Genomic DNA, 12738 nt, shown 5'->3' with positions numbered 1-12738 from the left:
CCCGCCGGGAGTTTGGCTTGTGCTGTGCCAGAAAGGGCGCTTCGTGGCCGATTCCGGCAACCCCAACGAGAACATCCTGTCCACCGACGTCGGCGCAAACGGCGAGGTCACAGCCTCGTACGACGCCAGTGCCATCACCGTCCTCGAGGGTCTGGACGCGGTCCGCAAGCGACCCGGCATGTACATCGGTTCGACCGGTGAGCGTGGACTCCACCACCTCGTGTACGAGGTGGTGGACAACTCGGTCGACGAGGCGCTGGCCGGCCACGCGGACACGATCGAGATCACGATCCTCCCGGACGGCGGCGTGCGCGTCGTCGACAACGGCCGCGGCATTCCGGTGGGCATCGTCGCGTCCGAGGGCAAGCCGGCCCTCGAGGTCGTGCTGACCGTCCTGCACGCGGGCGGCAAGTTCGGCGGCGGCGGCTACGCGGTCTCCGGTGGTCTGCACGGCGTCGGCGTCTCCGTCGTGAACGCCCTGTCGAGCAAGGTCTCCGTCGAGGTCAAGACGGACGGCCACCGCCACACGCAGGACTACAAGATGGGCGTACCGACCGCCCCGCTGGTCCAGCACGAGGCCACGGACGAGACAGGCACGTCGGTCACCTTCTGGGCCGACGCGGACATCTTCGAGACCACGGAGTACTCCTTCGAGACGCTCTCGCGGCGATTCCAGGAGATGGCGTTCCTCAACAAGGGTTTGACGATCAAACTCACTGATGAGCGCGATTCGGCGAAGGCCGTCGCCGGGGCGGACGAGGCGGGCGCCGACGAGAAGGACGAAGTCAAGACCGTCACGTACCACTACGAAGGCGGCATCGTCGACTTCGTGAAGTACCTCAACTCCCGCAAGGGAGAAGCGGTGCACCCCACCGTCATCGACCTCGAAGCCGAGGACAAGGACAAGAGCCTGTCCCTCGAGGTCGCGATGCAGTGGAACAGCGGCTACAGCGAGGGCGTGTACTCCTTCGCCAACATCATCCACACCCACGAGGGCGGTACGCACGAGGAAGGCTTCCGTGCGGCGCTGACCTCGCTCATCAACAAGTACGCGCGCGACAAGAAGCTGCTTCGCGAGAAGGACGACAACCTCACGGGTGACGACATCCGCGAGGGTCTGACCGCGATCATCTCGGTCAAGCTGAGCGAGCCTCAGTTCGAGGGCCAGACCAAGACCAAGCTGGGCAACACGGAGGCGAAGACCTTCGTCCAGAAGGCGGTCTACGAGCACCTCAACGACTGGCTGGACCGCAACCCGGTCGAGGCCGCGGACATCATCCGCAAGTCCATCCAGGCGGCCACCGCGCGCGTGGCGGCCCGCAAGGCGCGTGACCTCACCCGCCGCAAGGGTCTTCTGGAGTCGGCGTCCCTGCCGGGCAAGCTCTCCGACTGCCAGTCGAACGACCCCATCAAGTGCGAGATCTTCATCGTCGAGGGTGACTCCGCCGGCGGCTCGGCCAAGTCCGGCCGCAACCCGCAGTACCAGGCGATCCTCCCGATCCGAGGAAAGATCCTCAACGTCGAGAAGGCGCGGATCGACAAGATCCTGCAGAACCAGGAGATCCAGGCACTGATCTCCGCCTTCGGCACCGGAGTCCACGAGGACTTCGACATCGAGAAGCTCCGCTATCACAAGATCATTCTGATGGCGGACGCCGACGTCGACGGCCAGCACATCAACACTCTGCTGCTGACCTTCCTGTTCCGCTTCATGCGGCCGCTGGTCGAGGCCGGGCACGTCTTCCTGTCCCGCCCGCCGCTGTACAAGATCAAGTGGGGCCGGGACGACTTCGAGTACGCGTACTCGGACCGCGAGCGCGACGCGCTGATCGAGCTCGGCCGTCAGGCGGGCAAGCGCGTCCGTGAGGACTCGATCCAGCGCTTCAAGGGTCTCGGTGAGATGAACGCCGAGGAACTGCGCATCACGACCATGGACCAGGAGCACCGCGTGCTCGGCCAGGTCACGCTCGACGACGCCGCCCAGGCCGACGACCTGTTCTCGGTCCTCATGGGCGAGGACGTCGAGGCGCGCCGCGCGTTCATCCAGCGCAATGCCAAGGACGTCCGCTTCCTCGACATCTGAGTCGGTCTCAGCTGACCGCGTCAGAAAGGATCTTCACCAGCAATGACCGACGAGAACACGCCGATCAACCCTGAAGCGGGCGACATCGCCATGCGCATCGAGCCCGTCGGGCTCGAGACCGAGATGCAGCGCTCGTACCTCGACTACGCGATGTCCGTCATCGTGTCGCGTGCGCTGCCCGATGTACGGGACGGTCTCAAGCCCGTCCACCGCCGCGTCCTGTACGCCATGTACGACGGCGGCTACCGGCCCGAGAAGGGCTTCTACAAGTGTGCCCGCGTCGTCGGCGACGTCATGGGCACCTACCACCCGCACGGCGACTCCTCGATCTACGACGCGCTGGTCCGCCTCGCGCAGCCGTGGTCGATGCGGATGCCGCTGGTGGACTCCAACGGCAACTTCGGCTCTCCCGGCAACGACCCGGCCGCCGCCATGCGGTACACCGAGTGCAAGCTGAAGCCGCTGTCCATGGAGATGGTCCGCGACATCGACGAGGAGACCGTCGATTTCACGGACAACTACGACGGCCGCAACCAGGAGCCGACGGTCCTGCCGGCCCGGTTCCCGAACCTGCTGATCAACGGTTCGGCGGGCATCGCGGTCGGTATGGCCACCAACATCCCGCCGCACAACCTGCGCGAGGTCGCGGCCGGCGCCCAGTGGTACCTGGAGAACCCCGAGGCCTCCCACGAGGAGCTTCTGGACGCCCTGATCGAGCGCATCAAGGGCCCCGATTTCCCGAGTGGCGCACTGGTGGTGGGCCGCAAGGGCATCGAGGAGGCGTACCGCACGGGCCGTGGCTCCATCACGATGCGCGCGGTCGTCGACGTCGAGGAGATCCAGAACCGCCAGTGCCTGGTGGTCACCGAACTCCCGTACCAGGTCAACCCCGACAACCTCGCCCAGAAGATCGCCGACCTGGTCAAGGACGGCAAGGTCGGCGGCATCGCGGACGTACGGGACGAGACCAGCTCCCGTACCGGCCAGCGGCTCGTGATCGTGCTCAAGCGGGACGCCGTAGCCAAGGTCGTCCTGAACAACCTCTACAAGCACACCGACCTGCAGACGAACTTCGGCGCGAACATGCTGGCGCTCGTCGACGGTGTGCCGCGCACCCTCTCCCTGGACGCGTTCATCCGCCACTGGGTGACGCACCAGATCGAGGTCATCGTCCGCCGTACGAAGTTCCGGCTGCGCAAGGCCGAGGAGCGTGCGCACATCCTGCGCGGCCTCCTGAAGGCGCTGGACGCCATCGACGAGGTCATCGCGCTCATCCGGCGCAGTGACACCGTGGAGATCGCGCGAGAGGGCCTGATGGGCCTCCTGGAGATCGACGAGATCCAGGCCAACGCGATCCTCGAGATGCAGCTGCGCCGACTGGCCGCCCTGGAGCGCCAGAAGATCATCCAGGAGCACGACGAGCTCCAGGCCAAGATCCGCGAGTACAACGAGATCCTCGCCTCGCCGGTGCGCCAGCGCGGCATCATCAGCGAGGAGCTCGCCGCGATCGTCGAGAAGTTCGGCGACGACCGCCGCTCCAAGCTGGTGCCCTTCGACGGTGACATGTCCATCGAGGACCTGATCGCCGAAGAGGACATCGTCGTCACCATCACGCGCGGCGGCTACATCAAGCGCACCAAGACGGAGGACTACCGCTCGCAGAAGCGGGGCGGCAAGGGCGTCCGCGGCACGAAGCTGAAGCAGGACGACATCGTCGACCACTTCTTCGTGTCGACGACGCACCACTGGCTGCTGTTCTTCACCAACAAGGGCCGCGTCTACCGCGCCAAGGCGTACGAGCTGCCGGACGCCGGCCGGGACGCGCGCGGCCAGCACGTCGCCAACCTGCTGGCCTTCCAGCCGGACGAGGCGATCGCCGAGATCCTCGCGATCCGCGACTACGAGGCGGCGCCCTATCTGGTGCTGGCCACCAAGGGCGGACTGGTCAAGAAGACACCGCTCAAGGATTACGATTCGCCCCGCGCGGGCGGCGTCATCGCGATCAACCTTCGTGAGACGGAGGACGGATCCGACGACGAACTGATCGGAGCCGAACTCGTATCCGCCGAGGACGATCTGCTCCTGATCAGCAAGAAGGCGCAGTCGATCAGGTTCACCGCGACGGATGACGCTTTGCGACCGATGGGCCGTGCGACCTCGGGCGTCAAGGGCATGAGCTTCCGCGGGAGCGACGAGCTGCTCTCGATGAATGTTGTTCGACCCGGTACGTTCGTGTTCACTGCCACAGACGGTGGGTACGCGAAGCGGACCGCCGTCGACGAGTACCGCGTCCAGGGTCGCGGCGGCCTCGGTATCAAGGCCGCCAAGATCGTCGAGGACCGCGGTTCTCTCGTCGGCGCGCTGGTGGTCGAGGAGACCGATGAGATCCTCGCCATCACACTGTCCGGTGGTGTGATTCGTACGCGAGTCAACGAGGTCAGGGAGACGGGCCGTGACACCATGGGCGTCCAACTGATCAACCTGGGCAAGCGCGATGCCGTGGTCGGCATCGCTCGTAACGCCGAGGCCGGTCGTGAGGCGGAGGAAGTCGACGGCGTGGACGTCGTGGATGAGACCGCCGAAGGCGTCGAGGCCATCGGTACGGAAGAGGGCGAGTCGTCCTCGGCCGAGTAGCGCGAGGAGTGAGTCGTCGTGAGCGGAGCCACGGGCGCCGGATCGACCGGTACGGAAACGGACGGCGGCCGTGGCACCGCCATGGATGAGACTGACTCCCATGATTCTCATGGATCCCAGGGGGGAACTGTGACGGACACCCGAGGCCAGCAGGCCCAGCAGTACGCGGGCGGGCAGGCGGCCCCGGTCGGGGCGCCCGCGGCACCGAGCGCGCCGTCGGCGGGCCCGGCGGCGCCGGCATCGCCGTTGCCCGGCGAGCGGCCGGGACAGCAGCCCGCGCAGCCGTACCACCCGCCGCAGGCGTATCCGGCGCAGCCGCCGTCGGGCGCGGTCCGCCGACCGCGCACCGGTGCGCGGACGACGCCGCGCACGCGCAAGGCGCGGCTGCGGGTGGCCAAGGCCGACCCGTGGTCGGTGATGAAGGTCAGTTTCCTGCTCTCCATCGCGCTCGGCATCTGCACGATCGTGGCGGCCGCGGTGCTGTGGATGGTCATGGACGCGATGGGCGTCTTCTCGACCGTCGGCGGCACGATCTCCGAGGCGACGGGCTCGAACGAGTCGAACGGTTTCGACCTGCAGTCGTTCCTCTCGCTCCCGCACGTCCTGATGTTCACGTCGGTCATCGCGGTCATCGACGTGGTCCTCGCGACCGCTCTGGCGACGCTCGGAGCGTTCATCTACAACCTCTCCGCCGGCTTCGTCGGCGGCGTCGAGCTGACGCTCGCCGAGGACGAGTGAGCGCCCGCTCAAACGGCCTCTGACTATCGATTTTGGGACTGGCCGCGTCGTGCGCTAATCTTCAGAGGTCAGCGCGCGGGACACACACCGCAAAGCGCGGCGGGGCTATAGCTCAGTTGGTTAGAGCGCATCCCTGATAAGGATGAGGCCACAGGTTCAAATCCTGTTAGCCCCACAGCATGAAGACCCCCAACCGATTCCGGTTGGGGGTCTTTGCGTTTCCCGCGCGGTGGCCATTCCGAGGTGCGGGTGCCTTGGCCGGCCGTGAACGGTCCGGCGGGATCCGCTGCCACGATGACGATCCCCGGGAACGCGTGAAGCCGGACGGGGCCGTCCATGTGGCGGATCCTGTTCGCGGGGATCGCGCATCCCGGATGCCGGGTTCGGACGGTGCGCGGGGGCGGGCGTTCGGCCGCCGGAGCAGGTGAAGGCGCCGAGGCTCGTGCCCGCGGGCGCTCGTGACGCACGCCTTCACCGCGCCCTACAGGCGTCCTGCCGAAGGATCCGGTCCGCGATGCCTGGCGCGGCGGAAGGCCCACTGCGGGCGGTTCGCGGCGGTGCAACGTCGAAGGCCCGGCGACTCGTCCGAGTCGCCGGGCCTTTGCCCTGGGTGCTTTGTACGCAAGTTCGCCGCTACGTCAGGGTGTCTGTGAGGGGTTGAAGGTTGCGCGAAGGGCCCATGAAGGACCACGCGAAAGGGGCGCGTGTGCGAGGAGGAGGCGCGAGGGGGCGCAGGTTCGGGAAGGTGCCGGGGGTGATTCCGGGTGCTTTCCGTCCGTGCTCCGGGGACGGTGTCGGTGTCCCGTGCGGTTCGTGCTCTGCAGGGAAGGGTGTCCCTGCCGGCCACTCGTACTCGGCCAGGGACGAGGTCCCGTGCCGGCCGTCCGAACTGTGCCGGGGCCGGCGTTCTGTGCCAGTCACCGGTACTGAGCCAGGGGCGGGGTTCCGTACTCACCGCCAGGCCTGTACCGACGTCGACTCCTCGTGCGGTGCTCCCCGCGCGTCTCAGCGCTGGAGCGGTACTACGGCCGTGAGGGGCGTCAGGAGCTCCGTGTCGGGCGCCGAGAGGGCCTCGGGCTCCGAACAGGCGCCGGGGCCGGCCAGGCCTTCAGGATCGCCGAGAGCGGGATCCGTCGTCTCGTCGTCCGCCGGTGCGCGGTGGCGGCAGCTGGGCGAGGAGCCGTGTGCCTCGGCGCGGATGCGTTGCTTCATCGTGGGAGGCAGGGCCCGACTGTAGGACCAGGCCCAGGCCCAGGGGGCCGTCGCCGGGGCCGTCACGGACGTCTCGGTGTTGCGGGCCGAGCCGGCCTGCGGTACCGCGGCGGCCGCGGTGGTCGTGATGAGTCCGAGCGTCGTGCACAGCGCCAGGAAGGCGGTGATGACGGCGGTCCACAGCTTCATGACCTTGTTCTGGGTCACGGCCCCTCACTTTCGGGTCGGGCGATTTGCGTACTTTCCTCATGATGTGTATGCGGGCCGCGAAGTGGTGGATCAACGCCCGTGGCGCGTTGATGTTCAGATGAACACCACCCGGATGGCCGCAAGAGGCCGGAAAAGTCCGCAGATGCCCTCGAAAGTCGCTGTCTGTGATGTGTGATCACCCTGAGATCGGAGTGGTCGCATCCCGTTCTACTGCTGTGTGCGGGGCCGCAGTTGAGGGCCGATCCAGGTCACCGATCGATATCGGTCGGTGTGTATAGTCGGGCGCCAGAGGTCCCCTACGTCAACGAAAGACGAGGTCGCGCGGTGAAGAAGCTTCTCCTGGTCGCACTGGCCGCCATCGGCGGGCTCCTCGTGTACCGCCAGATCCAGGCGGATCGCGCCGAGCAGGATCTGTGGACGGAGGCGACTGACTCCGTGCCCACGGGTTCGTGAGTACCGACAACAGTCTCGGAGCAGACCCCGGCCGCCTCGCGGTCGGGGTTTTGTGTTTCCCGGAGCCCCTTGGATTCACGGAAGCAAGCGAATCGGTTGCACGGGCAAAATGATGGCCTTGTAGCCGCTGCCTTTCGGCCGCTCCCTCTGATAGCTCGGGTGCCGCGGTGGCCGACGGGGCAGGATGGTCCGCGCCAGGGGGCTACGACGAGGGGTGGCGCGTGATGGGGCGGCGCAGGGAGGGCGGGCGTGTCCAGGGCCGGTGCGCGAGGTCGTGGCACGGCCGGATGCTCACGGCCACGGCGGCAGCGGCCGCGCTGTGCGTGAGCCTCGCGCCCGTGGGCCCGGCCGCCGCTTCCGAGCCAGCCGCCGCCCGAACCATCGCGGAGGACGCGAGGACGGCCGCCGACGGTACGCCGGGGCCGTACTCCTTCGCGGAGGACGCCACCACCGTCAAAGGCACCGCGGACACGACCTACTCCGTACGACTCGAGCCTGGCCACACGTACAAGAGCTCCATCGGGTCCGCGGGCAGGGACGGCAGGCTCTACTACCGTCTCGAACTCGACGCCGACTCCAGCGCGTACGTCGCCGCCACCGCCGTCCCCCGGCCCGGCGCGACGGTCTCCTACTCGGACGGCCTCAAGGTCTCCCTGCAGGACAGCAACGGCCGCAACTGTTCCTCCTCCGGCACCGCCCACTTCGGCGCCACCCAGAGCCCGCACCCCATCGCTGCCTGGGCGTCCCGCGAAACGGGCGGCAAGCAGTACGCGTGCCGGACGGCGGGAACGTACTACGTGGTCATCGAACGCTCAGGAGCGTCGGGTGCGTCGAGGGCGACGGATCCGGCCGCCACGGCGCCTTCTTCGTCCCGTGCCTGGGACCTGGAGCTCAGCTACGTGTCGGAGCCCGGTCTGAAGAAGGCTCCCGGCTCGACGAGTGCCCCGGAAGCCTGGAACTCCGCGTCGCCCGAAGCCCTTGCGGGGGCCTCGAAGCACCGCAGCGGCGGCGCCGGGTTCAGCAGGGCCCGCTCTCTGAGGCAGGGAGTCTGGGACGACGAGATCAGCCCCGGGCAGACGCGCTTCTACAAGGTGCCGGTCGACTGGGGACAGCGGTTCTACGCCACCGCGGACCTGGGCAGTTCGGGCCGCGGCGACGGCAATGTGGGCACCGCCCTCACGATGTCTCTCTACAACCCCGTGCGCGGCTTCGTCGACGACGTCGGCGCCGGATACGACGGCAGGCAGCGCTCCGCCGCGCTCGACCCCCTTCCTCCCGTCGCCTACGAGAACCGCTTCGCCCTCAACGACCGTGTGAGCGGGATGCGGTTCGCGGGTTCCTACTACCTTGTGGTCCATCTCGCCGCGCAGGTCGCCGACCGCTTCGGCGAGGGGCCCTTCGGGCTGACCCTGCGGGTGCGCGTGGCCGGATCGGCGGGGACTGGGCCCGCTTACGCGGGGGCGGCGAACCCCCGAGACGTTTTCGACGTTCCGGCGGGGGACTCCGACGACGCGACCGACGACCGTACGGCGGGCGGGACGGCCGGCACAGGCGCCGGTGGCAGCGGCGACGACGGCCGGAGCGGCACCATGAAACTGATCGCCGCGGGTGGCATCGGGACGGGGAGCCTGCTGATGCTGACGCTCGGGATGTGGACCGTGGCCGCGCGTCGCAGGGCGGCGCGGACCGTCAGGACCGCACCGGAAGACGCGGACACCGCTTCGGCCCAGCTGCCCGCACCGGCGCCGGCACCTTGGGAGCACGGGGCGACACGGGGCGGGTAGCGCTCCTCGCCCGGATCGCGAGGCGGGTAGCGCTTCTCTCCCGGATCGCGGACGGGTGGGGCAGGGATTCTTCTGGGCCGAGGCCTCTCGCGCGGGCTGCGGTGGCCGTCGCGCCCGCGATGCTCGCGCCGCCTCTCGGACTTGTGCCGGTACCCGGATCAGACCTGGCTCAGTGCCCAGAACCCCACCGCGAAACAGGCCAGCGCCAGCAACAGCATCGGCACCGCGACCTTGGCGGGTGGCCCCGGGCGAGGCCGTGCGCGCCTTCCGTGGCGCACCGGAACCGCCCCCGTCCGAGGCGGAACCTGGACGGACCGAGCGGTGTATGAAGCAGTAGAGGCGTACGCGTGCTGCGGCATCGCGGCGGACGGGACCGGGGGCCGATCGGGGGAGGGCACTTGCGTAGGAGTGGGTGTGGTCGGGGGCGTAGGCGTCGGGGTCGGGTCGAACGACTGGGGGTAGAGCGGAGCCGACGTCGGCAGGGGGAGACGCACCGAGGTGGGGGGAGTGGGCGTCTGTGTCTCCCGCCACGCCTGATGGGACTGCTGTTCCGGTGGGTACTGCGGCTGGTGGGGTGGAACCTCGGCCTGCTCCCGCCGCTGGGAGTCGGTGGAGGCAGCGGGCTGCGGCGGCGGCAGATGGAAGCTGCCGGTGTCCGACATCGAGGACGGCTGGGGAGGAAGCCCGTCGGCAGGGTCCGGAGGTGCGTCGTCGGAGGCGGTAAGAGATCGCGCGTCCTCGGAGGCGGGCCGAGCCTGTACGCCTTCCCCGGCGGTCGGTCGCCCGCGCTCGTGGCCAGGCTGGGCTTGCGCTGCCTCGGAGGCGGGCTGAGACCGTACGCCGTCCTGAGCGGGCCACGGGCCCAGGGCGTCCTGGGCAGAGCCTTGCCTGCCGTCCCGGGAACGGGATTCCGGGAGTACGTCCCCGGTCTCGAGGTCCGGATATGCACCGTCGGCACCGAGACCAGGCAGGACGCTCCCTGAGACGGGCCCCTGCCCTCCCGAGCCGAGGTCGGAGCCGGATGCCTCGCCCAAGGTGAGCCCAGAGGCCGAGGCAGGAAAGGAGCCAGGGCCGGAGCGGGGGTCGGGGGCGAGGCTTGTGCCGGAGCCGGCGTGGGAGTTGGGGCCGAGGTCGGAGCCTGGGCCTGGGTCGGCATCGGCACCGGTGCCGATGTTCGTGCCGCTGCCGCCGGTTGTGCCGCTGCCGATGCCGCTGATCGGAGCGGAATCGTGTGGGGAGTCGGGGTCCGTGTCCGTGAAGGTGCCGGAGTCGGTGTCGGGCCAGGAAGGTGTGTTGTCCGAGCCGGGCCCGGGGTGAGCGGCTGTGCTGTCCGGATGTCCGCGGGAGGACAGAGTCCGTGCGCTCCGGCCCGAAGCGGTCCCCGGCTCCAAGGGGCCCGTCGGACCGAACCCCTCAGGCAGCGGACCGAGTTGGTCGAAGACCTCGATCAGTTCGTCGTCGGGTCCGGGCTCGGGGAGCAGTTCGACGGCTGCGGCAAGAGCCTTGCGCGCCCCTGTGGCGGTGCGGAAGCGAGCGTGCGGATCCGGTTGGAGGAGCATCGCCACGACCTGCCACAGAGGCTCGGGTATGCCCCGCGGGGCGGACGGCGTGCCGTGCTCGGCGAAGTATTCGATCAGCGCCTTGGCGTCGGGCTTGGCGCCTTCCAGGAGGTACAGGGCGACCAGACCCACGGCGAACAGGTCGGCGGGGAAGTCGGGTTCGGAGCCCAGCATCTGCTCGGGGGCGAAGTAACCCGGCGTTCCCACCACGTAGTTGGTCTCGGTCAGGCGCGGTTCGCCCAGCCGCATCGCGATGCCGAAATCGGACAGACGCAGCCGCGGCCGTGCCATGCCGGTCGCTTCGAGGAGCACGTTGGCGGGTTTGATGTCCCGGTGCACGACCCCCTCCGCGTGCACGGCGGTGAGGCCTGCCAGGAGCTGGTCGATCAGCGTGCAGACGAAGGAGGGAGGCAGCGGGCCGTAGTCGTTGACCAGGTGGACCAGGGAGCCCCCGGCGACCAGGTCCATGGTGAACAGGACCTTGTCGTCGTCGGCGGCCCAGCTGGCGGGAGCCAGTACATGCGGATGGTCGATCCGCAGCGCCTGCTCCCGCACGAATCGCAGCAGCGCGTGCGCGTCGCTCTGCTGCAGCACCTTGGCGGCCACATAGCGGCGCCGCCGGTGGTCCCAGGCGCGCCACACCGCACCGACTCCCCCGCGCCCGATCGGGTCGACCAGTTCGTACCGGCCTGCGAAGACCTCACCCATGGTCGTGCGTCGCTCCCCTTCGGCGGTCGGTCCGGAGACCTCTTCCGAGGCGCCCGGCTGCCTGACGTGTGGCGGCTGGAAGGTGTCACAGGCTTCCAGCGCCGGGCGGTCGGCGGCCGGGCGATCGGCTCAGCTCTGGTGGGACTGGTAGTGCGCGACCGCGTCAGAGGTACGGCCGGCGCCGTAGACCCGGAGGAACTCTGCCAGTTCCGGGTGGGTCGGGGCGAGGGTGTCCGCCGCCTCGATGATGTCTCCGGCGGCTGCCACCGAGCGCAGCAGCGACTGGATCTCGCGGACCACCCGCTTGACTGTCGGGGCTCCCGAACTGGTCGTGGACTGCGTGGTGTTGCTGAGCACCGATCCCCCCTGGGACTTCTTGATCTCGTCCATCCGCTCGGTCGCCTCGGCGGCGCTGACGCTCCCGTCGGCGACCTGCCCCGCCAGGTCCTGCAGGAGCTGTACGCGCTGGACCACCGCGGGATTGCCGATCTTGGCACGCTGACCGCTCATCAGCTGCGACAACATGGGTGCGGACAGGCCCAGCACCCCGGCAAGACGCGCCTGGTTCAGACCCAGGTCCTCTATGAGCCTACGGAAGAGCGCCCCCAGCGGCTCCCCGTACCAGTTCCGCTGCAGCTCCCGGGCTCTCGCGGTTGCTTCCTGCTGTGCGGCGTCCATTGCGTCTCCCCATCGCTTCCCCAAGTACCGCGGTTCGCGACAGCGAACCACGTCGAGCATCTTACGGAGAGTGGTCGTCCACGGGGACCCCCATCTTTTTGCGAGATCCCGGGGGTGACCCGGTACTCTGGTCTGCGGCGCCCGTCGACAGATGGATCCTGTGGTCGGACGCTCCTCTTACGGGGCCTTAGCTCAGTTGGTAGAGCGCTGTCTTTGCATGGCAGATGTCAGGGGTTCGACTCCCCTAGGCTCCACACCTCGAACCGGCCAGACGCCCGACAACGGCGGCTGGCCGGTTTTTGTATGTCCCTGTTTCGTCCGTGCGCGGGCCTGCCGTGAGGTGGTTCCGGGCAGGACGAAAGCCGGCGTGCGCGCCGCCGGTGACGTGTGTCACAGGGTGTTGCTTTGCAGGCGTTGCAGTCCTTTGCGCAAACAGATGGCCGGAGCGAGGCCTGTGGCTCCGCTGTGCGGGCGGCCGGAGCGCCGCCGATGGGCCGAGAGGTCGGCCGGGGCCCTTGCGTGAGCTGCCGTGCGGGCTGCCGAGTAACCGGTTCGGCGCATTCCGTCAACAACATCTCCACCGATGCTGCACACCAGGACCGTTGCAAACGTCATCGTGAGCCGTGCGGGTAAATCCGCCCCGGGGCGTTCGCGACCCCTCGCTCCGTCGTTCCACGTG

General features: G+C 68.7%; 8 protein-coding genes and 2 tRNA genes. 7 read left to right on the top strand and 3 right to left on the bottom strand.

Translation table 11 applies throughout. The features are described 5' to 3' along the window. Window positions 1-19: 19 nt before the first annotated feature. The 4 genes from gyrB (at window position 20) to OOK38_RS13265 (ending at window position 5630) form a co-directional block, all read left to right on the top strand. The gene (gene gyrB / locus OOK38_RS13280) at window positions 20-2083 is read left to right on the top strand and encodes a DNA topoisomerase (ATP-hydrolyzing) subunit B (RefSeq protein WP_323178802.1); all 2064 of its coding nucleotides are present in this window, start codon (window positions 20-22) and stop codon (window positions 2081-2083) included. 42 nt (window positions 2084-2125) lie between these two features. Continuing rightward, window positions 2126-4717 carry a DNA gyrase subunit A gene (gene gyrA, locus OOK38_RS13275; RefSeq protein WP_266760625.1) on the top strand — a complete coding sequence of 864 codons (2592 nt, stop codon included), beginning with the start codon at window positions 2126-2128 and terminating at the stop codon, window positions 4715-4717. A gap of 18 nt (window positions 4718-4735) precedes the next feature. Further along, the gene (locus tag OOK38_RS13270) at window positions 4736-5455 is read left to right on the top strand and encodes a DUF3566 domain-containing protein (protein ID WP_266760626.1); all 720 of its coding nucleotides are present in this window, start codon (window positions 4736-4738) and stop codon (window positions 5453-5455) included. Window positions 5456-5556: 101 nt separating this feature from the next. Further along, a tRNA-Ile gene (locus OOK38_RS13265) sits at window positions 5557-5630 on the top strand. An 830-nt stretch (window positions 5631-6460) separates the two neighbouring features. On the opposite strand, the gene OOK38_RS13260 is transcribed toward OOK38_RS13265, so the two are convergent. Further along, on the bottom strand, window positions 6461-6874 hold the full coding sequence (locus OOK38_RS13260; RefSeq protein WP_266760627.1) for a DUF6344 domain-containing protein: 414 nt from the start codon (window positions 6872-6874) through the stop codon (window positions 6461-6463). A gap of 327 nt (window positions 6875-7201) precedes the next feature. On the opposite strand from OOK38_RS13260, the gene OOK38_RS13255 reads away from it, so the two are divergent. Further along, entirely contained in the window at window positions 7202-7330 is a 129-nt protein-coding gene (locus OOK38_RS13255; RefSeq protein WP_003999697.1) for a DLW-39 family protein, read from the top strand. 287 nt (window positions 7331-7617) lie between these two features. Then, on the top strand, window positions 7618-9114 hold the full coding sequence (locus tag OOK38_RS13250) for a hypothetical protein (RefSeq protein WP_266760629.1): 1497 nt from the start codon (window positions 7618-7620) through the stop codon (window positions 9112-9114). Between the two features lie 158 nt (window positions 9115-9272). Here the strand turns inward: OOK38_RS13250 and OOK38_RS13245 are convergent, their stop codons facing one another. Both OOK38_RS13245 and OOK38_RS13240 read right to left on the bottom strand, forming a co-directional pair. After that, the gene (locus OOK38_RS13245) at window positions 9273-11381 is read right to left on the bottom strand and encodes a serine/threonine-protein kinase (protein WP_266760630.1); all 2109 of its coding nucleotides are present in this window, start codon (window positions 11379-11381) and stop codon (window positions 9273-9275) included. A 129-nt stretch (window positions 11382-11510) separates the two neighbouring features. Beyond that, window positions 11511-12059 carry a transcriptional regulator gene (locus OOK38_RS13240; RefSeq protein ID WP_005482990.1) on the bottom strand — a complete coding sequence of 183 codons (549 nt, stop codon included), beginning with the start codon at window positions 12057-12059 and terminating at the stop codon, window positions 11511-11513. Window positions 12060-12240: 181 nt separating this feature from the next. On the opposite strand from OOK38_RS13240, the gene OOK38_RS13235 reads away from it, so the two are divergent. Next, a tRNA-Ala gene (locus tag OOK38_RS13235) sits at window positions 12241-12313 on the top strand. The last annotated feature ends 425 nt before the right edge of the window (window positions 12314-12738 follow it).

The sequence above is a fragment of the Streptomyces sp. NBC_00568 genome (assembly GCF_026341855.1).
Classification (GTDB): Bacteria; Actinomycetota; Actinomycetes; order Streptomycetales; family Streptomycetaceae; genus Streptomyces.
The sequence above is the reverse complement of the archived record's forward strand: the minus strand, read 5'-3'. Positions and strand labels throughout refer to the sequence as shown.

Bases quoted from the DNA above. Each gene is read 5' to 3' on its own strand.
- OOK38_RS13250 (WP_266760629.1), top strand. From the start codon at position 7,618: ATGCTCACGGCCACGGCGGCAGCGGCCGCGCTGTGCGTGAGCCTCGCG.
- OOK38_RS13245 (WP_266760630.1), bottom strand. From the start codon at position 11,381: ATGGGTGAGGTCTTCGCAGGCCGGTACGAACTGGTCGACCCGATCGGG.
- OOK38_RS13240 (WP_005482990.1), bottom strand. From the start codon at position 12,059: ATGGACGCCGCACAGCAGGAAGCAACCGCGAGAGCCCGGGAGCTGCAG.
- gyrA (WP_266760625.1), top strand. From the start codon at position 2,126: ATGACCGACGAGAACACGCCGATCAACCCTGAAGCGGGCGACATCGCC.